Source organism: Nonomuraea sp. NPDC048882 (assembly GCF_040649755.1).
Classification (GTDB): domain Bacteria; phylum Actinomycetota; class Actinomycetes; order Streptosporangiales; family Streptosporangiaceae; genus Nonomuraea; species Nonomuraea maheshkhaliensis.
The window spans coordinates 285,048-305,593 of the sequence record NZ_JBEZGB010000013.1 but is presented as its reverse complement, the minus strand read 5'-3'; the positions used below and the strand labels follow the sequence as shown (position 1 = coordinate 305,593).

Below are 20,546 nucleotides of genomic sequence, written 5' to 3'. Positions count from 1 at the left end.
GCCGCCCGACAGGGGCCGGGCTTCCAGAATGAGCCCCACCATGCAGACCTCCACCATTCGGCGGGCCGACACGCTGGCCGGTGGCCGGAAAGTCTCGGCCTGAGCGCTCGGCTGCCTTGAATGGTGAGACTTTCCGTTGCCATTTGTCAGCAGTCGGAATGGTTACAGTACCGCCACGATACGTTACTCATGGTTGTCGGTAAGTGACAGACGCAATTGCACCAGAGTGAGGCCGGGCCGCAGGTCGATACTCAGCTCGTCACACGCCTGCCGCATCACCCACAGCCGGGCATTGTGCGCGTCCGACCAGGAAGGCTGCTCGGGTATGGACTCTTCACGCGGCAGTCCGTGCTCGTCGATGACCTGCACGGTGAGGGAATGGTGATCCTGCCAGGCGTGCACACTGCCCCGCCCGGCGCCTTTGTCGAGCACATGAAGCACCGCCTCGTGGACCGCGATCACCAGATCGTCCACGCGACGTGCCCCCAGTCCGGCCTGCCGGCCGACGGCCCGCAGGCGGGCGCGCAACGTTTCCAGGTCACTGTTGATCGGCGCGTGGAGCAAGTGCTTACTCACGTACCCACCCGACCATCCATCGCCTGTGAACGCACCCGGCATGTGTTCGCCGGAGCCAGGTACGGCTACCCACTTCTGACAGGCTTTCACAAAACCGGAAATGAACGTTTCCTGTCAATCGCAGGCGCTTGGTCCGGCGGGGATTTGTGCACGGCTTCTCCAGGCCGGGAGGATTCCTGCCGTCGTCATTACGGCTCGTCTCCATTCATGTCGCGTCTGAAACGGCGAAGACCGCAATAGAGGGCGAATCCGCTGCAAAATGCATCAGATCTCGTAGCGCCGCACCATCGCTCAGGTCTCGTAGCGTTCCACGCTGACGACCTGGCCGCCGGCCCGGTGCAGGACGGCGAACGCTCCCTTGCGCAGGTGCACGTCCTTGCCGCTCAGCGCCTCGATGAGGGCGGGCAGCACCTTGCCGTGGCTGCACACGGCCGCGGGCCCCGAGAGACGCCCGACCAGTTCCGGCGTCTTGTCCGGATCCTGGCTCTCCTCGCTGAGCAGCGGGTCGGTCCTGAGCGAGGCGCCGATCGCGGCCGCGTACGGCTCCAGCGTCTGCACGCAGCGCAGGCTGGGCGAGCTCAGCAGCGTCTCGGGGCGGTAGGCGGGCAGGGCCGTGGCCAGGGTCGCCGCCTGGGAACCGCCGTCGGCGTCGAGTGGACGCGCGGCGTCGTCGCCCTGCCACTCGCTCCTGGAACCGGCCGAGCCGTGCCGGACCAGGACGAGGGGCACGGTCTCCAGCGGCGCGGCCCGCAGCGCGCGCAGCAGCCCGGCGTCCCACTCGTACGTCAGCAGCTGCCTGGCCTCCTCGACCGGCAGCCAGCGCAGCTCGTCCACCTCCTCGCCCGGCTCGAAGCCGGCATGGAAGCCGCCGTCGAACCCGGCGTCAGCCCCGTTGTCAGTGGCGGCCCGCGCCACCCAGTAGTCGACCCGCTTGAGCCGTCCCATGGTCATGTAGTGGACCGGCGGCAGCGCGCGGCCGAGCAGGACGGTCAGGCCGGTCTCCTCGCGGACCTCGCGCAGAGCGGCGGCGATCTCGTGCTCGCCCGGCTTCAGCTTGCCCTTGGGGAGGGTCCAGTCGTCGTAGGCGGGCCGGTGGATGACGGCCACCTCGGGGCGGCTCTGCTCGCCCCGCCAGACCACGGCTCCGGCGGCCCGGAGCGGGTCGGTCATCATCACTCTCTCCCGGTGACGCGAGGCAGGTCAGTCGTCAACGGTCCTCCAGCGGCGGGTGCCGATGAGGTGACTCTGCAGGTCCTCGCCAGGATGACGGTTCCAGGTGCCGTCGGAGTTGAGCCACCACGCGTTGGTGTTCTCGGCCATGGCCAGGTCCATCAGCTCCATGAGGTACGCCTTGTGCTGCGGCGCCGTGACCTTGACCAGGGCTTCGACGCGGCGGTCGAGGTTGCGGCGCATCAGGTCGGCGCTGCCGATCCACACCTCGGGCCGGCGCCCGAGGCCGAACTCGTAGACGCGGGAGTGCTCCAGGAAGCGCCCCAGGATCGACCGTACGCGGATCGTCTCCGACAAATCGGGAATGCCCGGACGCAGGGTGCAGATGCCGCGTACCCACAGATCCACCGGAACGCCCGCCCTGGAGGCCCGGTAGAGGGCGTCGATGATCGGCTCGTCCACCAGCGAGTTCGTCTTGATCCTGATCCGCGCGGGACGCCCGGCCTGCTGGTGGGTGATCTCCCGCTCGATCCTGGCCAGCAGCCCGCCGCGCATGGAGTGGGGCGCGACCAGCAGGCGGCGGTAGGCGGAGTGGTGGGAGTAGCCGGTCAGGTGGATGAACAGGTCGGTGACGTCCTCGCCGACCAGCGGATCGGCGGTGAGCAGGCCGAAGTCCTCGTACTGTCGGGCGGTCTTGGGGTTGTAGTTGCCGGTGCCGATGTGGCAGTAGCGGCGCAGCTCGCCCGAGGGCTCCTGGCGTACGACGAGGGCGAGCTTGCAGTGGGTCTTGAGCCCGACCACGCCGTAGACGACGTGACAGCCGGCCCGCTCCAGCTTGCGCGCCCAGGTGATGTTGGCCCGCTCGTCGAAGCGGGCCTTGATCTCGACGACGACCACGACCTGCTTGCCGGCCTCGGCCGCGTCGACCAGGGCGTCCACGATGGGGGAGTCGCCGCTGGTGCGGTAGAGGGTGTGCTTGATCGCCAGGACCCGCGGGTCGGCCGCGGCGGCCTCGATGAAGTGCTGGACGCTGGTGGCGAACGAGTCGTACGGGTGGTGCAGCAGCACGTCGCGCTCGCGCAGGATCGAGAAGATGTCGTCCTCGGCGTTGATCACCTCGGCCGGCACGAACGGCCGGTAGCTCAGCTCGCCCCGGTCGAGGTCGGCGATGGCGTGCAGGCCCGACAGGTCGAGCGGCCCAGGCAGCCGGTAGATCTCGTGCGTGGCCAGCTCCAGCTCCTCGACCAGCGGCGCGAGCACCTCGGGGGTGATCGTGTCCTCGACCTCCAGGCGCACGGGCGGGCCGAACCGCCGCTTCAGCAGCTCCTTCTCCAGGGCCTGCATGAGGTTCTCGGTGACGTCCTCGTCGACGTCGAGGTCCTCGTTCCTGGTGACGCGGAAGACGTGGTGCTGGAGGATCTCCATGCCCTTGAAGAGCTGTCCGAGATGAGCGGCGATGACGTCTTCGAGCGGGACGAAGCGGTCTTTGGACGCCGGGACGAACCGGGGGAGCTGCGAGGGAACCTTGACCCGGGCGAACACCGTGTGGCCGGTCGCCGGGTTGCGCACGAGGACGGCCAGATTCAGGCTGAGCCCGGAGATGTAGGGAAACGGGTGGGCGGGATCGACGGCCAGCGGCGTCAGCACGGGCCTGATCCGTTCCCTGAACAGTTTGCGCAGCTCGGTGCGCTCCTCGCGGCCGAGGTTGTCCCACCGGACGACCTCGATGCCCTCGGTGGCCAGCTCGGGGCAGATCTGCTGGTGGAAGGCCGCCGCGTGCCGCCTGGCCAGCCGGTCGGCGACGGTCGCGATCCTGATCAGCTCTTCGCGGGGCTTGAGCCCGCTCCTGGTCCGCAGCAGCAGGCCGGTCGCCATGCGCCGTTTCAGTCCGGCCACCCTGACCCGGAAGAACTCGTCCAGGTTGCTGGCGAAGATGGCGAGGAAGCGCACCCGTTCGAGGAGGGGAAGGGAGGGATCTTCGGCCAGGTCGAGGACGCGTTCGTTGAACTGGAGCCAGCTCTCCTCACGGTTGAGAAACCGCTCCTGTGGCAGGGGCAGGTCGTTGGCAGTTCCGACCGGTTCTGCGGACATATGGCGTATATTGCCCCAATTGGTTGAACAGAACGTTAACGTAGCCGCAACGGCTCAACCTGGAAGGTCGGCCCAGCTCAACCCCATCGTCACCCGGTACGCCCCGAGTGTTCAAGACTCACTCAGGATGATCTACCTGTTCGAGACGGGCGGCCCGTTCGGCCAGCCTGGCCTCCCGCTGGCGGATCTTCTCCTCCCGCTCGCGGGCCTTCTCGGCCTCCTTGAGCAGGCGCTCGCGTTCCTTCTCCGCCTCCTTCAGCAGCCGCTCGCGCTCCTTCAGCTCGCGCACCCTGGCCTTCTCTGCCTCCTTGAGCTCGCGCTGACGCTGCTTCTCGGCCTCCTTGAACTCCTTCTCCCTGGCCTTCTCGAACTCGCGCAGCTCCTTCTCCCCGCTCGTCCGCGGCTTGGGCGGCTGGCCCTGGCCACGGCTGCCCGTGACGGTGATCGACGGAGTGGGGTTGAGCCCGGTCAGGCCGTTCCAGGCCAGGTTGACCAGATGGGCGGCGACCTCCTCGCGGCCCGGCTTGCGCACGTCGAGCCACCACTGGCCGGTCAGCGCCACCATGCCGACCAGCATCTGGGCGTACATCGGGGCCAGCTTGGGGTCGTAGCCGCGGCCCGCGAACTCGTCGGCCAGCACGTCCTCCACCTGGCTGGCGATCTCGCTGATCAGGCTCGCGAACGTGCCCGTGCCCGAGGCCGCGTGGGAGTCGCGGACCAGGATGCGGAAGCCCTCGCTGCTCTCCTCGATGTAGTGGAGCAGGGCCAGCGCGGCCCGTTCCAGCTTGATCAGCGCGTGGGAGGCGGAGAGGGCTTCGGTGATCATGCCGAGCAGCTTCTGCATCTCGCGGTCGACGACGACGGCGTAGACGCCTTCCTTACCACCGAAATGTTCGTATACCACGGGTTTCGACACCTGCGCGGTAGCGGCGATCTCCTCGATAGAGGTCCCGTCGAACCCCTTCTCCGCGAAGAGCGTGCGGCTGATGCTGATCAGCTGCTCTCTTCGCTCTGCACCGGACATGCGCCTGCGGGATCGGGGTTCGGTCACGGTACCCATAATGACGGCCACGCTTCCGTGGCCGCTCATCGAATCTTGGGCAGGGTCAGGCAACGCGCTTCGCCGCCAGGCGCTCAGGCGTCGGCCAGCGCACGTCATATACCCAGCCCAGCTTCTCGAAGATCCTGATCAGGCCCGCGCTCAGGTCGATCTGACCCTTGAGCACGCCGTGCCTGGCGCAGGTCGGGTCGGAGTGGTGCAGGTTGTGCCACGACTCGCCGAAGGAGGGGATGGCCAGCCACCACACGTTGCGCGACTTGTCGCGGACCTGGAAGTCCTCCTCGCCGAAGACGTGGCAGATCGAGTTGATCGACCAGGTCACGTGGTGCAGCAGGCCGATGCGGATGAGCGAGCCCCAGAACAGCGCGGTCAGGCCGCCCTGCCAGGACCAGGTGAGCAGCAGGCCGAGCACGCCGGGCAGCAGGATCGAGGCGAGCGCCATGGCGCCGAACCACTTGTGCATCTTCAGCACGTCGTCGTCCCGGCACAGGTCGGGGGCGTACTTCTCCCTGTTGGTGCGCTCGCTCTCGAACAGCCAGCCCATGTGGGCGTAGAGCAGGCCCTTGGCCATGTTCTTGAAGCCAGGGCCGAAGCGCCACGGCGAGTGCGGGTCACCCTCCTTGTCGGAGAACTTGTGGTGCTTGCGGTGCGTGGCCACCCAGTCGAGCACGGACATCTCCAGCGACAGGGTGCCGGCGATGCCCAGCGCGATCTTCAGCGGCCGCTTGGCCTTGAACGAGCCGTGCGTGAAGTAGCGGTGCAGCCCCACCGTGACACCGAGTCCGGAGACCACGTAGAAGACGAACGCGATGGCGATGTCCGTCCAGCCGAGCCCCCATCCCCACGCGAACGGCACGGCCGCGGCGAGCGCGACGATGGGCAGCCCGACGACCAGTCCGAAGGTGATGAGCTCGGACTTGGACTTCGGCTCCGCTTCGAACTCCGGTTTCGGGGAAGAGGCTGAACGCTCGGCGATAACGGTCACTGGCGACCTCCAACGACGTGTATGTGGATGTATGTCCAGGCTACGCCACCGTAACCTACGCCAGCGTAAGTTAGGAAGACCTAAGTTGGGAATATCGGGAAGATGACGGCGCTTCCGGCAAGGTGCGTGGGGTTCGTGGCTTGCGCCGTTTCGGACGGTCTGTTATAAGGACGCCCGCTCCGAAACCCCTGTCAGCAGGGCGGATGCGCTACGTTGCGCGGGCGGGAGGCTATTACGGGCGCGCGCCAGGCCGCGGGGTCGGTATCGTAGGGGGTGTCGGACATCACGTGTTCGGCCCGTCCCGGATCGTCTAATCGGCAGGACAAGTGGTTTTGGTCCACTTTGTAGGGGTTCGAGTCCTCTTCCGGGAGCTCTGAGGTGTTCCCCCCGCGAAATCTCCGGGGTGGGGCCAGGTATCCTCACGGTGTCGGGAGGGTAGCGGTGCGGTAGACGTACCGCAGAGCCCTGATCCTTCCAGCCACAGGAGCCTCAGTCCGTGAGTGTGCCGCGCCCGGCAGCCGTGATCGTCCTCGCCGCGGGCGAGGGCACCCGGATGAAGAGCCAGACCCCGAAAGTCCTCCACGAGGTGTGCGGCCGAGCACTGGTCGACCACATGCTCTCCGCCGCCCGCGACCTCGACCCCGAGCGGCTCATCGTGGTCATCGGCCACGCCCTTGAGCAGGTCGGCGGCCATCTCGCCGCGAGCAGCCCCGACGCCCGCGCGGTCGTCCAGCGCGAGCAGCGCGGCACCGGCCACGCCGTCCGCACCGTGCTCGAAGAGGTCGGCACGATCTCCGGCACCGTCCTGGTCACCTACGGCGACGTGCCGCTCCTGCGCACCGAGACCCTGGCCGGGCTGCTCGAACGGCACGCCGCCGAGGGCAACGCGGTCACCGTGCTGACGGCCGAGGTGCCCGACCCGACCGGCTACGGGCGGATCATCCGCGACGACGCCGGCGCGGTCCTGGAGATCGTCGAGGAGAAGGACGCCGATCCGGAGCAGCGTGCCATCAGGGAGATGAACTCCGGCATCTACGCCTTCGACGGCCTGCTGCTCGCCGACGCCGTCAAGCGCGTGTCCACCGACAACGCCCAGGGCGAGGAATACCTGACCGACGTCCTCGCCATCCTGCGCCGCGACGGCCACCGGGTCGGCGCCTGCGTGGCCGCCGACTTCGTCGAGGTCGAGGGCGTCAACGACCGCGTGCAGCTGGCCGCCGTCCGCAAGGTGCTCAACCGGCGCCTGCTTGAGGCCCACATGCGGGCCGGGGTCACGATCGTCGACCCCGACTCCACCTGGATCGACGTCGGGGTCAAGATCGGCCCCGACGCGGTCGTCCACCCCGCCACCCAGCTCCACGGCGCCACGGTCATCGAGTCCGGCGCCGAGGTCGGCCCCGCGACCACGCTGACCGACACGTTCGTCGGGCAGGGCGCCGTGGTCCGCAACGCGGTCTGCGACCACGCCGAGATCGGCCCGGAGGCCAACGTCGGCCCCTACGCCTACCTGCGCCCCGGCACCGTGCTGGGTCACAGGTCCAAGGCCGGGACCTTCGTCGAGATGAAGAACACCAAGGTCGGCCAGCGCTCCAAGGTGCCGCACCTGTCCTATGCGGGAGACGCCACCATCGGCGACGACGTCAACATCGGCGCCTCCACCGTCTTCGTCAACTACGACGGGGTCGACAAGCACCACACCACCGTGCGCGACGGCGCGTTCGTCGGCTGCGACACCATGCTCGTCGCCCCGGTGACCGTCGGCGACGGCGCCTACACGGCGGCGGGCTCGACCATCACCGACGACGTCCCCCCGGGCGCCATCGGCGTGGCCCGCGCACGGCAGCGCAACATCGAGAAATGGGTCGTGCGCAGGCGCGCGGGCACGAAATCGGCCGCGGCCGCCGAGCGGGCGCTGGCCGGGCAAGATCAGGAGAAAGAGCAGTGACCAGCATCAAACAGCCCGGTGAGAAGAACCTCATGCTCTTCTCGGGCCGGGCACATCCGGAGCTGGCCGACGAGGTCGCCGAGCACGTCGGCGTCTCCCTCACCCCCACCAAACTCATCGACTTCGCCAACGGCGAGATCTACGCCCGCTATCTGGAGTCCGTACGCGGCTGCGACGCCTTCGTCATCCAGAGCCACACCGGGCCGATCAACAAGTGGATCATGGAACAACTCATCATGGTCGACGCGCTCAAGCGGGCCTCCGCCAAGCGCATCACCGTGGTCATGCCGTTCTTCGGCTACGCCCGCCAGGACAAGAAGGGCCGCGGCCGCGAGCCCATCACGGCCCGGCTGATGGCCGACCTGTTCAAGACCGCGGGCGCCGACCGGCTCATGTCGATCGACCTGCACACCTCCCAGATCCAGGGCTTCTTCGACGGCCCGGTCGACCACCTGTTCGCCATGCCGGTGCTGGAGAGCTACCTCAAGAACAAGCTCGACCTGGAGAACACCACCGTCGTCTCGCCCGACACCGGCCGGGTGCGCCTGTCGGAGCGCTGGGCCGACACGCTGGGCACGCCGCTGGCGTTCATCCACAAGCGGCGCGACCTCGACGTGGCCAACTCGGTCAAGGTCAGCGAGGTCGTCGGCAAGGTGCGCGGCCGCACCTGCGTCCTCATCGACGACATGATCGACACCGCCGGCACCATCTGCAAGGCCGCCGATGCCCTCTACGACCAGGGCGCCACCAACGTGATCGTGGCCGCCACCCACGCGGTCTTCTCCGACCCCGCCGTCGACCGGCTGAAGAACTCCCGGATCTCCGAGGTCATCGTCACCAACACGCTGCCGCTGGCCGAGAGCGCCAAGTTCGACAAGCTCACCGTGCTGTCCATCGCGCCGCTCATCGCCCGCGCGATCACCGAGGTGTTCCAGGACGGTTCGGTCACGAGCTTGTTCGAGGGCGACACGTGAGCCAGTAGACTGAACAGGTTGCGCTCGTAACGCCTCCCGCTAGGGCGGGTCAGGGAGAGCGCCGCACCAGCCGCCTACCGCATCCCTAGGAGATGTCGTGTCTGAAGTTCGCATCGCCGCCGAGCCGCGCACCACGTTCGGCAAGGGCGCCGCCCGCAAGATCCGCCGTGCCGACAAGGTGCCCGCCGTTCTCTACGGGCACGGCATCGACCCCAAGCACCTGACCCTGCCGGGCCACGAGGTGCTGCTCGCGCTGCGCACGCCCAACGTGCTGATCCGCCTCAAGGGTGAGGGCGTCGACGAGCTCGCGCTGCCCAAGGGCGTCCAGCGCGACCCGATCAAGGGCTTCGTCGAGCACGTCGACCTGCTCCTGGTCCGGAGCGGCGAGAAGGTCACGGTCGAGATCCCGGTCACCACGACCGGCGACGTCAACTCCGAGGGCCTGCTCGACCAGCAGCTCGTCTCCATCGGCGTGGAGGCCGAGGCTACCCACATCCCGACCGGCATCGAGGTCGACGTCGAGGGCCTCACGGTCGGCACCGTGGTCACCGCCGCCCAGCTCAAGCTGCCGCAGGGCAGCACGCTGACCGCCGACCCCGAGGCCGTGATCCTCCAGGTCATCAACAAGCCGATGGAGGCTCCCGCCGAGGGCGAGGAAGGCGGCGAAGTGGCCGCCGAGGGCGAGACCGCGCAGGCCGCCGACAGCGAGTAAGCGTCGGGTTCGATCGTGGACGGGGCGGCCGGATTCGAGCCGTCCCGTTCCGCTGTGAGGGGAGCGCATGGATCGCTGGTTGATCGCCGGACTGGGTAACCCAGGGCCCGAATACGCGGGCAACCGGCACAACGCCGGCTTCATGGTGCTGGACGAGCTGGCCGCCAGGGCCGGCGGGCGGATGAAGGCCCACAAGATCAGGGCCGAGGTGTGCGAGACGAGCACCGCCGTTCTGGCCAAGCCCCTGACGTACATGAACCTGTCCGGCGGGCCCGTCAAGGCGCTCTGCGACTTCTACAAGATCGGCCCCGAGCGGCTGATCGTCGTCCACGACGAGCTCGACGTGCCCTACGGCGCGCTGCGGGCCAAGCCGGGCGGCGGCGACAACGGCCACAACGGCCTCAAGTCGATCACCAAGGTGCTCGGCACCCGCGACTACCTGCGTGTCCGCTTCGGCATCGGGCGCCCGCCCGGCCGCATGGACCCGGCCTCGTTCGTGCTCAGAGACTTCGCCACCATGGAGCGCAAGGACCTGCCCTTCCTGGTCGACCGGGCCGCCGACGTGGTGGAGTCGCTGATGACCCGCGGCCTGGAGGCCACACAGAACGACTTCCACCGGGCTGATCTGCACATATCCGGCCCTCCTCGCTGATCCCCGCATAGAGCCGTTCGCCGGATCGCGGCCTTACGCACGGCTACGATCGGTGACTGTCCGTTCAGGAGAGGTTGGTCACCTGGAGGCAGGCGTGCGCGGTGATGGGGTCATGGCCGTCGTCAGGACGGGTCATGAGCTCGGCTGGGGAGACCGGCCGCGCACGCTCTCCTGGGTCCGCTCCTACCGGCTGATGGCCGTGGCGGGAGACCTGTGCGGGGCGGCGATCGGGGCCGGGGCCGCCTTCACCGTCAGATTCGGCGGGATCACGCCTTACGTGCTGCCGTACCTGCTGGTCAGCATGGTGCTGCCGGGGGTGTGGTGCTGCGCGGTGGCGCTCAACCGGGCGTACGAGCCGCGCATGCTCGGCGTCGGTTCCGAGGAGTTCCGCCGGATCGTGCAGACCGGCGTGGCGCTGGTGGCCGGCACGGCCATCGGCTCCTACGTGACCAAGACCGACGTCGCCCGCGGCTACGTCGTGCTGGCCCTGCCCCTGGTCACGCTGTTCACCCTCGTCTTCAGGTACGCCCTGCGCCGCTCGCTGCACCGCCGCCGCGCCGCGGGCGCCTGCATGCGCAAGGTGGTCGCGGCCGGTCACGAGTCCTCGATCGAGGAGCTGATCCGGCTCTTCCGCCGCGAACGCCACCACGGCATGGACGTGGTCGCCGCCTGCCTGCCCGGCGGGCACGTGGGCCGGCGGGTGGCGGACGTCCCGGTCGCGGGCGACCTCACCGACGTGCCGATCGTGGTGGAGCAGTACGACGCCGACACCGTGGCCGTGCTGGCCTGCCCCGAGATGGACGGCCAGGCGCTGCGCCGGCTGGCCTGGCGGCTGGAGCGCACCCGCACCGAGCTGGTCGTCGCCCCGGCGCTGATGGACGTGGCCGGGCCGCGCACCATGATCAGGCCCATCGCCGGCATGCCGCTGCTGCACGTCGATCACCCCGAGCTGGCCGGGGTCAGGCAACTGGTGAAAAACGTCTTCGACCGGCTGGTGGCCGCCGCCCTGCTGGTGCTGCTGGCCCCGGCGCTGGCCGGGCTGGCCGCGGCCGTGCGCCTGACCAGCCCGGGGCCCGCGCTGTTCCGCCAGACTCGGGTGGGCAGGGACGGCCGGCTGTTCACGATCGTGAAGTTCCGCACGATGCGCCGCGGTTCTGAGCAGCAGAAGGTGACCCTGGTCAGCGACCGCGACGGGCTGCTGTTCAAGCTGCGCAACGACCCCCGGGTCACGCCGCTCGGCTCGCTGATGCGCCGCCACTCGCTCGACGAGCTGCCTCAGCTCCTCAACGTCGTACGCGGCCACATGTCGCTCGTGGGCCCCCGGCCGCCACTGCCGGAAGAGGTGGCGCGCTACGGTGACGACGTGCGCAGACGACTCCTCGTACGCCCTGGGCTGACCGGGCTGTGGCAGGTCAGTGGCAGATCTGACCTATCGTGGGAGGAATCCGTACGTCTGGACCTGCGTTACGTCGAGAACTGGTCCCTCACCTTGGACCTACAGATCCTGTGGAAGACTTGGTCGGCCGTCGCCCGCGGGCAAGGAGCATATTGATGACGATTCGCGACGACCACGCCCTCGCCGCCGATCTGGCGAACGAGGCGGGCGAGCGGCTGCTGCGGATCCGCGAGCGCATGGGCTACGGTGACGCGGCCGCGCTGCGGGCGGAGGGTGACCGGGCCTCCCACGTCTACCTCATGGAGTCCCTCGGCCGGCTGCGGCCCAGCGACAGCGTGCTGTCGGAGGAGGCCACGCGCGAGGAGCGGCTCGATCCGCGCCGGCTGAGCGCCGAGCGGGTCTGGATCGTCGATCCCCTCGACGGCACGCGCGAGTTCTCCGAGCGGCTGACCGAGGACGAAGAGGTGGGCCGGGCCGACTGGGCGGTCCACGTGGCGCTGTGGGAGCGGGGCAGGCTGGCCGCCGGCGCCGTGGCGCTGCCCGCCCAGGGCCGCACCCTGACCACCGCCGAGCCGCCGAAGCCGCCCGCCTTCGAGAAGGGCCGCTTCCGCATCGCGGTGAGCCGCACCAGGCCGCCCGAGTTCGTGCGCAAGCTGGCCTACCTCGTCGGGGCCGACCTCGTGCCCATCGGGTCGGCCGGCGCGAAGATCTCGGCCGTGCTCACCGGAGAGGTCGAGGCGTACGTACACGCCGGTGGCCAGTACGAGTGGGATTCGGCCGCGCCGGTCGCCGTCGCCCAGGCCGCCGGGGCTCACGCGAGCCGGATCGACGGCTCCGAGCTCACCTACAACCAAGCCGACCCATCACTACCGGATATCCTGGTTTCCCTACCGGAGCTGGCGACATCCCTGCTCGCCGGCATCCGGGACCTGCACCGCTGAACCGCCGGAGGAAAGCTCCCATGCTCCAGCGCGACTACACGACGTCGCAGCTCGACGTGCTCGAAGCAGAGGCCATCCACATCATGCGCGAAGTGGCGGCCGAGTTCGAGCGTCCGTGTCTGCTCTTCTCCGGAGGCAAGGACTCGATCGTGATGCTCCGCATCGCGGAGAAGGCCTTCTGGCCCGCGCCGATCCCGTTCCCGCTCATGCACGTCGACACCGGCCACAACTTCGACGAGGTCATCGAGTTCCGCGACCGCCGCTCGGCCGAGCTGGGCGCGCGGCTGATCGTGGCCAGCGTGCAGGACTCCATCGACCAGGGCCGGGTTGTGGAGGACACCGGGCGGCGCGCCTCGCGCAACCGCCTGCAGACCACCACGCTGCTCGACGCGATCGAGGAGCACGAGTTCGACGCGGTGTTCGGCGGCGCGCGGCGCGACGAGGAGAAGGCCAGGGCCAAGGAGCGGGTGTTCTCCTTCCGCGACGACTTCGGGCAGTGGGATCCGAAGAACCAGCGCCCCGAGCTGTGGAACCTCTACAACTCGCGCATCCGCAAGGGCGAGCACATCCGCGTCTTCCCGCTGTCCAACTGGACCGAGCTCGACGTCTGGGACTACATCAGGCGCGAGGGCATCGAGATCCCCTCCATCTACTTCGCCCACACCCGCAAGGTCTTCGAGCGCGACGGCATGCTGCTGCCCGACTCCGACGTCGTACAGCGCGGCGACGACGAGCCGCTGTTCGAGTCGGTGGTGCGCTACCGCACGGTGGGCGACATGACCTGCACGGGCGCCGTGCAGTCCTCGGCCGCCACGGTGGAGGAGATCATCGAGGAGATCGCGGCCACCCGGATCACCGAGCGCGGCGCCACCAGGGCCGACGACCGTGCCTCCGAGGCCGCCATGGAGGACCGGAAACGCGAGGGCTACTTCTGATGGAACCGTCCGTACCAGTCATTCAGACGGCGTCTACTTTCGAAGGTCACAGCTAATGGACATCCTTCGCTTTGCCACGGCGGGAAGCGTCGACGACGGCAAGTCCACCCTCATCGGACGGTTGCTCTTCGACTCCAAGGCGATCTTCGAGGACCAGCTCGAAGCCGTCGAACGCACCTCGCGCGACCGGGGCACCGAATACACCGACCTGTCGCTGCTGACCGACGGCCTGCGGGCCGAGCGGGAGCAGGGCATCACGATCGACGTGGCGTACCGCTATTTCGCGACGCCGCGCCGCAAGTTCATCATCGCCGACACGCCCGGCCACATCCAGTACACGAGGAACATGGTCACCGGCGCCTCCACGGCCGACCTGGCGATCATCCTCATCGACGCGCGCAAGGGCGTGCTGGAGCAGTCGCGCAGGCACGCGTTCCTGACCTCGCTGCTGCGCGTCCCGCACCTGGTGCTGGCCGTCAACAAGATGGACCTGGTCGGCTACTCGCGTGAGCGCTTCGAGGAGATCAGGGAGGAGTTCACGGCGTTCGCGTCCAAGCTGAACGTCACCGACCTGACCTTCATCCCGATCTCCGCGCTCAACGGCGACAACGTGGTCTCCCGTTCGGAGAACATGCCCTGGTACCTCGGCACCTCGCTGCTGCACCACCTGGAGAACGTGCACATCGCCTCCGACCGCAACCTGGTCGACGTGCGCTTCCCCGTCCAGTACGTGATCCGCCCGCAGCGGGCCACCGACCACGCCTTCCACGACTACCGCGGCTACGCGGGCCAGGTGGCCGGCGGCGTGCTCAAGCCCGGCGACGAGGTCGTCCACCTGCCCTCGGGCCTGACCACGCGGATCGCCTCCATCGACACCTTCGACGGGCCGGTGGAGGAGGCGTTCCCGCCCATGTCGGTGACGCTGCGCTTCGAGGACGACCTCGACATCTCGCGCGGCGACATGATCGCCAGGCCCAACAACCAGCCGCAGGTCGCGCAGGAGCTGCAGGCGATGGTCTGCTGGATGGCCGACGCGGTCAAGCTGACGCCGCGCTCGAAGCTGACGATCAAGCACACGACCCGTACAGCCCGCGCCATGGTGCGTGACCTGCACTACCGGCTCGACGTCAACACCCTGCACAGGGACGAGGAGGCGACCTCGCTCGGCCTCAACGAGATCGGGCGCGTGTCGCTGCGGGTCACCCAGCCGATGTTCGTGGACGACTATGCCCGTAACCGGCTGACCGGCGGTTTCATCCTCGTGGACGAGGCCACGAACGGCACCGTCGGCGCCGGCATGATCATGGACGCCAGCTAGGTAGATCTTTTGGGGTTTTCCATACCCGCCGATTACCCTGCGCGCTAAGGTCGTCGCGTTCGGTAGTCGACGACGCGAAGGCCCTGCCCCGTGACAGACAGCACGCACGCCCAGGTGATCTACCTGGGCGGCCTCGGACGCAGCGGCACCACGCTGCTGGAGCGGCTCCTCGGTGAGCTTCCCGGCGTGGTGGCGCTCGGCGAGGTGGTGCACCTGTGGGAGCGCGGGGTTCTCGCGGAAGAGCTCTGCGGGTGCGGTGCGTCCTTCCCTTCGTGTCCATTTTGGCGCTTCGTGGGGGAGCGCGCCTTTGGTGGCTGGACGCGAGGGTCGGCAGAACGGATCCTGAGACTGAGAACTAGGATCGACCGCACCCGCAGAATCCCCCGGATCGGCCATCCCGATCTGGCCGAGTACGTGCGGGCGTACCGGCAGCTCTACGACGCGACCGGCGCGCCGGTCGTCGTCGACTCCAGCAAGCACGCCTCGCTGGCCCGCTGCCTGATCGCCGGCGGCGTCGACCTGAAGATCGTGCACGTGGTGCGCGATCCCCGCGCGGTGGCCCACTCCTGGAGCAGGACCGTGCGGCGGCCCGAGGACGGGCGGCCGATGACCCGCTGGAGCCCGGCCCGCACCGCCGTCCACTGGACGGCGCAGAACGCCGCGCTCTCGCTCCTGCCCATGCGCAGGGCCCGCGTGACCAGGATCCGGTACGAGGACCTGGTCGCCGCGCCCGGCGACACCCTGCGGGCGCTGGCGTTCCAGCTCGGGCTGCCCGAGCCCGAGCTGCCCTTCCTGCACGGACGCACCGCCTGGCTCGGCCACTCCCACACGGTCTCGGGCAATCCGATGCGCTTTCACGTGGGGCAGATCGTGCTGTGCCGCGATGACATGTGGCGGGCGCGGCTGCCCGAGGCGGACCGGCGCGTGGTCAGCGCCCTGACGTGGCCGCTGCGGGCGCGTTACGGGTATCGGGGGGCGGCGTGACGCCCTCGGTGGGGGTGATCGTCCCGACCCGGGGCGACCGCCGGGGGCCGCTGCGCGAGGCCGTGGCCGCCGTGCTCGGCCAGGAGCATGCCGGGCGGCTCGACGTGGTCGTGGTGGCGGACGGCGTCAGCGCCCATGAGGTGACGGGGCAACTGGCCGGGCTGCCGGACGAGCGACTGGCTGGGCGATCGGGCGGGGCGGAGCGGACGGTGCGCGTTCTGGGCAACACGCGCACCCCTGGACTTCCCGGTGCGCGTAACACCGGCATCGACGCCTGTGACACCGAGCTGATCGCCTTCTGCGACGACGATGACGTGTGGCTGCCCGGCAAGCTCACCGCCCAGATCCGCGCCCTGCGTGACGGCGGCGGCGAGTTCGCCAGCTGCGGCATCGAGGTGGAGCACCGCGGCCGTCGCGTGGCCCGTCTCGCCGGCGCCTCCGTGGTGACCGCGGCCGACCTGATCCGGTCGCGGATGGTGATGGTGCACTCATCGACCTTTCTGTTCCGGCGCGGCGAGCTCCGGCCCGACGAGAGCGCCCCCGCCGGACAGAACGAAGACTGGGACCTGGCGCTACGCGCCGCCAAGCGGCGGCCGCTCGTCCACATCGACCGGCCGCTTGTGCTCGTGCGCTGGGCCGGGTCCCACTACGCCGCCCGGTGGGCGGACCGCATCGCCGGGCTGGAGTGGATGCTCGCCCGGCATCCGGAACTGGCCGTGGACCCGTGCGGCGCGGCGCGGGTCTACGGTCAGCTGGCGTTCGGCCACGCCGCCCTCGGGCGACGGCGAGCGGCCGTCCGCTGGGCCGCCCGCGCCTTCGCCACCCGGCCCCGCGAGCCACGCGCCCCGATCGCGCTCGCGGTGGCGGCCGGGCTCGTCTCCGCGCCCACGGTGCTGTCGGCCCTGCACACCCGCGGACACGGCATTTGATCCCGCCCCAGGGCGACGAGCCGCAGGGGAGTGGTGAGGCGTCGCGGCGGCGGTCTGGCGACGGGCGGGTGGTCGTGGGTGGGGTGGGGGTGGATGCGTTGACGGAGGCGGAGGTCGTTGAGCGGGTGGCCGCGGATCTGGAGGTCGGCCGGGGCGGGCGGATTGTCACCCCGAATGTGGACATCTGCCGTGCTGTCGCCGCAGACCCCAAGCTCCAGCGGCTGGTGTGCTCGGCCGAGCTCGTCGTTCCCGACGGGATGCCGTTGGTGTGGGCCGCCAGGCTGCTCGGCACGCCCGTGCCGGAACGGGTCACGGGGGCCGATCTCATCTGGTCGCTGAGCGGGCTCGCCGCCCGCCGTGGCTGGCCCGTCTACCTGCTCGGCGGCCCGCCCGGTGTGGCCAGGAAGGCGGCCGGCGCGCTCAGGCGGCGTCACTCCGGGTTACGGGTGTGCGGGGTCGACGCGCCGCCCTACCGCTTCGACGCCACCCCCGAAGGGATCGACCGCGCCCGCCGCAAGGTGGTCGCCGCCCGGCCCAGGATCGTCTTCGTCGGCCTCGGCTTCCCTCGCCAGGACCGGCTCATCGCCTCCCTGCGGGAAGAGCTGCCGCAGGCGTGGTTCGTGGGCTGCGGGGCGGCCATCGCCTTCGCCGCGGGCACGGTGGCCAGGGCTCCTGAGTGGCTGCGGCGGGCCGGGCTGGAGTGGGCGTTCCGGCTTCTCACCGAGCCGGGGCGGCTGGCGCGCCGCTACCTGATCGACGACCTGCCGTTCGCGGCGGGCCTGCTCACCGGCTGCTTGACAGTCCGCCTCAGAAGCGGCCTCCGCGCACTGAGACACCCTCGCCATCTCCTCACGCCGAGCCGCCGCCGCCCGGAGCGACTCAGCTCGCCGTAGCAGGCTCAGGTCCCCGTCAGGGCGCGGATGCGGGTGGCCTGGTCCGGGGTGAGGCCGCGGGGGCCCTCCGACAGGGCACGGCGGGAATCCATCGGGCGGTAGGCCGTACGCGACAAACCGGACCAGGCGAAGCCGGAGCCCGCGCCCTCGCCCGCCTCGTGGCAGCAGGCCCTGGTGATGCGGCGTTCGGCGGCGGGGGTCCAGGGCAGCCCGGCGTACGCGTACAGGCGCCGGAAGGCGGGCACCGGGTCGGCGGCCAGCGACTCGTACGACGTGACCAGGATGCCCGGCGTGCGCTCCAGGATCGCCCTGGTCACCCGCCACAGCGCCGCCGCCTTGGCCAGCCGGTCCTGGGAGCCGACGAGCGAGCGCAGCTCCAGCAGCTCGGGATGGTCGCGGACGAGCAGCGGCTGTTCGAGCAGCTCGTGGAAGTACACCGTCCAGCCCAGCCGCTCCCAGCTGGCCACGAACGACACCGGATCCCGTACGAGGGCGATGACCCGGCAGCCGAGCCGGCGCGCGAACCAGCCCGCGCTCAGCACCGCGAACGGGTCGTCGAGCAGCGCCCTCCGCCCGGCCAGGCGGCCGAGGGTGAAGGCGGTGCCGTAGCGGAGCAGGCGCGCCAGATCGTACGGGGACCGGTTCGCACGCAACTCGGCCAGCCACCGGTACCGCAGGGCCGCCGTGTCGCGGAAGGCGGGCAGCCAGAGGTCGGAGTTGTCGTCGCAGATGTACTGGAACCGGTGCGTGACCTGGGCGGACAGCACCCCGGGGCAGCGGCCGGGAGGGTGCTGGGGGTTGAGCGGCTCGTTGACGTAGACCAGGTCGCCGCCGGCGGCGAGCATCTTGCCCGTCCAGCTCGTCCCGCTCCGCGGCAGGCCCGTCACCAGCACCGTCATGCCGCCGCCCAGCCGCGTACGCGCAGGGCCGCGAGGGTGTGGCGGCCGAAGGGGTGCAGCCCGTAGCGGCGGTGCAGTTGCCACAGGGGGAGCAGGTTCTTCACCAGCACGCCCCCCGACCAGCCGGCCACCGCTCCGAGCGCGCCGTGGGCCGGGACCAGCGCCAGGTCGAGCAGCACGGTGCAGCCGACGGCGGCCAGCAGGTTGAGCAGGCTCGTGCCGGTATGTCCGGCGGCGGTCAGGACGACGTCCACCATCCCGCACGCGGTGGCCACCATCATCGTCCCGGCCAGCACCAGTGCCACGGGCACGGCGGAGCCGTACGAGGGCCCGAACAGCCGCAGCACCCACGGCGCGAGCCCCGCGTAGGCCAGCCACACCGGCCAGGTGAGCAGCACCAGCCAGACGGTGGCCGCCTGGTACAGCTCCCCGGCCCGCTCCCGCTCGCCCGCGGCCAGCGCTCTGACCAGCCCGGTCTGCACCGCCTGTGCCAGCCCCTGGTTGGCCAGTTGCCCGACCACCTTGAACCGGGTCGCGGCCGTGTAGACGGCGGCCGGCGCGGGCCCGGCGAGCACGGCCACGATGACGATGTCCATCCGCTGGAACACCGCCTGGATGGCGCCGGCGGCCGAGCGCGGCGCGGTGTAGCGCCACAGGTCCCTCCCGGTCCCCGGCAGGTACGCCGTGCGCGGCGCCCGCCCCCGCAGCCCGGCCGCGGCCAGCACCAGCGCGGGCAGGTACGGAGCCCCCCACGCCACCGGCAGCCACGAGGCCGGCGTCCCGGCCAGCGCCAGAGCGGCCACTAGCACGAGCTGGCAGGCCGGCACCAGCATCCCGTCCAGCAGCACGGTGGGCCGCAGCGACCCGAACCCCCGGGTGGCGGCCAGCAGCACGTCCACCACCACCATGACGGGCAGCAGCGCCGCCAGCGGCCCGATGCGCGGGTACAGCACGACCGCCGCCCCCGCCGCCACCAGCACGCAGGGCACGAGCGCCGCCCGCAGGTAGCCGGAGATGCCGCGATAGCCGTACGTCCTGGCCCGCGCGATGAAGTAGATGAGCCCGTTGCCCGCGTCCAGCTTGGCGACGCCCGCCACCATGAGCGCGAGCGCGGTCGCGGTGAAGAACCCGCCAGCCTCGGCCGCCGGATACGCCCTGGTCACCACCACCACGAGGACGAACTGGGCGAGCGCGCTGAAAGCGGCCCCGCTGACCCCGGCCAGCCCTCTGCGGAAGGTCACCGCCGCCACGAGGGCTCACCGCCCAGCCAGCGCGTCAGCCGCGCGTCGTACGGCGCGAAGTGCTCCCGCAGAGACCGGGCGAGCTCCTTCGGCACCCGGCGCGGCAGCGAGCGCCCGTTGTGCCGCTCGAACACGGGATAGCCCACGTGCGGCACCCGCAGGAACTCCAGCACCCGATCGTAGGCCGCCTCGGGATCGGTGAAGAAGCGGTGGCTGTCGAGCACGAGGATGCGCTGGTGGCCGATCAGCGGCTCCAGCCGGTCGAGCTGGTCGGCGTAGCGGCCCCTGGCCAGGTAGGCGTGGTGGCGGTGGGAGTGGTGCAGCGCGTACGGGGACTCCCTGAGCAGGTCGTCGGCCCCGGCCAGGCGCTCCGGCTCGAGCTCCAGAGCCCGCTCGAAGTGCGACTCCGTCTCGAAGCCCCTGGCCAGCTCGTGGGCGTGGGCGGAGCAGGCCCGTTCGACCGGGTCGCGGACCAGCACGATCAGCTTGACGCCGGGCAGGTCGGCGGCGATGCGCTCGCCGGCCAGCGGGTGGAACAGGTAGTAGGGAGAGGACTCGTAGGCGTGGGCGCGGCTGCCGTACCGGTGGCCGAGCAGGGCCGCGCTCATCCGCAGCGGGAAGTGCGACTGATACCAGTTCAGGCCGTGCTCGTAGCCGACGTCGAAGTAGTGCACCCCCTTGCGCAGCACCGGCTTGAGCAGCAGCGGATGCTGGGCCAGGGCGCGGTAGAGCGACGTGGTGCCGCACCGCTGCGCGCCCGTGATCAGGAACGACGGCAGCAGGCGGGCCCCCGAGGTGAACCGGCCGGTGGCCAGCGACAACGACAGCACCGATCGCTTCATGGT

General features: G+C 70.1%; 19 protein-coding genes and 1 tRNA gene. 12 read left to right on the top strand and 8 right to left on the bottom strand.

The window, feature by feature from the left end:
• Window positions 1-183: 183 nt before the first annotated feature.
• The 5 genes from AB0C27_RS39150 to AB0C27_RS39130 form a co-directional block, all read right to left on the bottom strand.
• The gene (locus AB0C27_RS39150; protein WP_357855228.1) at window positions 184-576 is read right to left on the bottom strand and encodes an ATP-binding protein; all 393 of its coding nucleotides are present in this window, start codon (window positions 574-576) and stop codon (window positions 184-186) included.
• A gap of 291 nt (window positions 577-867) precedes the next feature.
• Complete coding sequence (locus AB0C27_RS39145) at window positions 868-1,746, bottom strand: NUDIX hydrolase (RefSeq protein ID WP_357855223.1); 879 nt, start codon at window positions 1,744-1,746, stop codon at window positions 868-870.
• Window positions 1,747-1,776: 30 nt separating this feature from the next.
• Entirely contained in the window at window positions 1,777-3,837 is a 2,061-nt protein-coding gene (locus tag AB0C27_RS39140; RefSeq protein ID WP_357855220.1) for an RNA degradosome polyphosphate kinase, read from the bottom strand.
• Window positions 3,838-3,955: 118 nt separating this feature from the next.
• Complete coding sequence (locus AB0C27_RS39135; protein WP_357855217.1) at window positions 3,956-4,897, bottom strand: TetR family transcriptional regulator; 942 nt, start codon at window positions 4,895-4,897, stop codon at window positions 3,956-3,958.
• A gap of 46 nt (window positions 4,898-4,943) precedes the next feature.
• Window positions 4,944-5,882 (bottom strand): acyl-CoA desaturase, encoded by a 939-nt coding sequence (locus tag AB0C27_RS39130; RefSeq protein WP_357855214.1) that lies wholly within the window; start codon window positions 5,880-5,882, stop codon window positions 4,944-4,946.
• A gap of 299 nt (window positions 5,883-6,181) precedes the next feature.
• Here AB0C27_RS39130 and AB0C27_RS39125 point away from each other — a divergent pair.
• The 12 genes from AB0C27_RS39125 to AB0C27_RS39070 all read left to right on the top strand — a co-directional run bounded on the left by AB0C27_RS39125 (window position 6,182) and on the right by AB0C27_RS39070 (window position 17,561).
• Window positions 6,182-6,253 (top strand) — tRNA-Gln (locus AB0C27_RS39125).
• 125 nt (window positions 6,254-6,378) lie between these two features.
• Window positions 6,379-7,827 carry a bifunctional UDP-N-acetylglucosamine diphosphorylase/glucosamine-1-phosphate N-acetyltransferase GlmU gene (gene glmU / locus AB0C27_RS39120; RefSeq protein WP_357855212.1) on the top strand — a complete coding sequence of 483 codons (1,449 nt, stop codon included), beginning with the start codon at window positions 6,379-6,381 and terminating at the stop codon, window positions 7,825-7,827.
• Window positions 7,824-8,801, top strand: coding sequence for a ribose-phosphate diphosphokinase (locus tag AB0C27_RS39115; RefSeq protein WP_357855209.1), 978 nt, complete (start codon window positions 7,824-7,826; stop codon window positions 8,799-8,801). The genes glmU and AB0C27_RS39115 overlap by 4 nt, the downstream gene beginning before the upstream one ends.
• Before the next feature lie 97 nt (window positions 8,802-8,898).
• Window positions 8,899-9,513, top strand: coding sequence for a 50S ribosomal protein L25/general stress protein Ctc (locus AB0C27_RS39110; RefSeq protein WP_357855206.1), 615 nt, complete (start codon window positions 8,899-8,901; stop codon window positions 9,511-9,513).
• Between the two features lie 67 nt (window positions 9,514-9,580).
• A complete protein-coding gene (gene pth, locus AB0C27_RS39105; RefSeq protein WP_357855203.1) occupies window positions 9,581-10,165 on the top strand; it encodes an aminoacyl-tRNA hydrolase in 585 nt (194 codons plus the stop codon).
• Window positions 10,166-10,358: 193 nt separating this feature from the next.
• The gene (locus AB0C27_RS39100; RefSeq protein WP_357855548.1) at window positions 10,359-11,717 is read left to right on the top strand and encodes a sugar transferase; all 1,359 of its coding nucleotides are present in this window, start codon (window positions 10,359-10,361) and stop codon (window positions 11,715-11,717) included.
• Window positions 11,717-12,502: a 3'(2'),5'-bisphosphate nucleotidase CysQ gene (locus AB0C27_RS39095; RefSeq protein WP_357855200.1), complete on the top strand. Its 786-nt coding sequence runs from the start codon at window positions 11,717-11,719 to the stop codon at window positions 12,500-12,502. The genes AB0C27_RS39100 and AB0C27_RS39095 overlap by 1 nt, the downstream gene beginning before the upstream one ends.
• Window positions 12,503-12,522: 20 nt before the next feature.
• Window positions 12,523-13,437 carry a sulfate adenylyltransferase subunit CysD gene (cysD, locus tag AB0C27_RS39090; protein WP_346108859.1) on the top strand — a complete coding sequence of 305 codons (915 nt, stop codon included), beginning with the start codon at window positions 12,523-12,525 and terminating at the stop codon, window positions 13,435-13,437.
• Window positions 13,388-14,755 (top strand): sulfate adenylyltransferase subunit CysN, encoded by a 1,368-nt coding sequence (gene cysN, locus AB0C27_RS39085; protein ID WP_357855197.1) that lies wholly within the window; start codon window positions 13,388-13,390, stop codon window positions 14,753-14,755. Before cysD ends, cysN begins: the two co-directional genes overlap by 50 nt.
• A 90-nt stretch (window positions 14,756-14,845) precedes the next feature.
• Complete coding sequence (locus AB0C27_RS39080; RefSeq protein ID WP_357855194.1) at window positions 14,846-15,739, top strand: sulfotransferase; 894 nt, start codon at window positions 14,846-14,848, stop codon at window positions 15,737-15,739.
• Window positions 15,736-16,668: a glycosyltransferase gene (locus AB0C27_RS39075; protein WP_357855191.1), complete on the top strand. Its 933-nt coding sequence runs from the start codon at window positions 15,736-15,738 to the stop codon at window positions 16,666-16,668. Before AB0C27_RS39080 ends, AB0C27_RS39075 begins: the two co-directional genes overlap by 4 nt.
• Window positions 16,669-16,757: 89 nt before the next feature.
• Window positions 16,758-17,561 carry a WecB/TagA/CpsF family glycosyltransferase gene (locus AB0C27_RS39070; protein ID WP_357855188.1) on the top strand — a complete coding sequence of 268 codons (804 nt, stop codon included), beginning with the start codon at window positions 16,758-16,760 and terminating at the stop codon, window positions 17,559-17,561.
• 5 nt (window positions 17,562-17,566) lie between these two features.
• Here AB0C27_RS39070 and AB0C27_RS39065 read toward each other — a convergent pair whose 3' ends face one another.
• From AB0C27_RS39065 to AB0C27_RS39055, 3 genes are read right to left on the bottom strand one after another with little or no spacing between them, the layout of a single operon-like run.
• Window positions 17,567-18,460, bottom strand: coding sequence for a sulfotransferase (locus AB0C27_RS39065; RefSeq protein WP_357855185.1), 894 nt, complete (start codon window positions 18,458-18,460; stop codon window positions 17,567-17,569).
• Entirely contained in the window at window positions 18,457-19,710 is a 1,254-nt protein-coding gene (locus AB0C27_RS39060) for a lipopolysaccharide biosynthesis protein (protein WP_357855182.1), read from the bottom strand. Before AB0C27_RS39060 ends, AB0C27_RS39065 begins: the two co-directional genes overlap by 4 nt.
• The gene (locus tag AB0C27_RS39055) at window positions 19,698-20,543 is read right to left on the bottom strand and encodes a sulfotransferase domain-containing protein (protein ID WP_357855545.1); all 846 of its coding nucleotides are present in this window, start codon (window positions 20,541-20,543) and stop codon (window positions 19,698-19,700) included. The genes AB0C27_RS39060 and AB0C27_RS39055 overlap by 13 nt, the downstream gene beginning before the upstream one ends.
• Window positions 20,544-20,546: the final 3 nt, after the last annotated feature.

What these genes read in the sequence shown, in the direction of transcription:
- AB0C27_RS39145 (WP_357855223.1), bottom strand. Translation starts at nt 1,746, where the DNA reads ATGACCGACCCGCTCCGGGCCGCCGGAGCCGTGGTCTGGCGGGGCGAG.
- AB0C27_RS39140 (WP_357855220.1), bottom strand. Translation starts at nt 3,837, where the DNA reads ATGTCCGCAGAACCGGTCGGAACTGCCAACGACCTGCCCCTGCCACAG.
- AB0C27_RS39135 (WP_357855217.1), bottom strand. Translation starts at nt 4,897, where the DNA reads ATGGGTACCGTGACCGAACCCCGATCCCGCAGGCGCATGTCCGGTGCA.
- pth (WP_357855203.1), top strand. Translation starts at nt 9,581, where the DNA reads ATGGATCGCTGGTTGATCGCCGGACTGGGTAACCCAGGGCCCGAATAC.
- AB0C27_RS39100 (WP_357855548.1), top strand. Translation starts at nt 10,359, where the DNA reads ATGGCCGTGGCGGGAGACCTGTGCGGGGCGGCGATCGGGGCCGGGGCC.
- AB0C27_RS39095 (WP_357855200.1), top strand. Translation starts at nt 11,717, where the DNA reads ATGACGATTCGCGACGACCACGCCCTCGCCGCCGATCTGGCGAACGAG.
- cysD (WP_346108859.1), top strand. Translation starts at nt 12,523, where the DNA reads ATGCTCCAGCGCGACTACACGACGTCGCAGCTCGACGTGCTCGAAGCA.
- AB0C27_RS39065 (WP_357855185.1), bottom strand. Translation starts at nt 18,460, where the DNA reads ATGACGGTGCTGGTGACGGGCCTGCCGCGGAGCGGGACGAGCTGGACG.
- AB0C27_RS39055 (WP_357855545.1), bottom strand. Translation starts at nt 20,543, where the DNA reads ATGAAGCGATCGGTGCTGTCGTTGTCGCTGGCCACCGGCCGGTTCACC.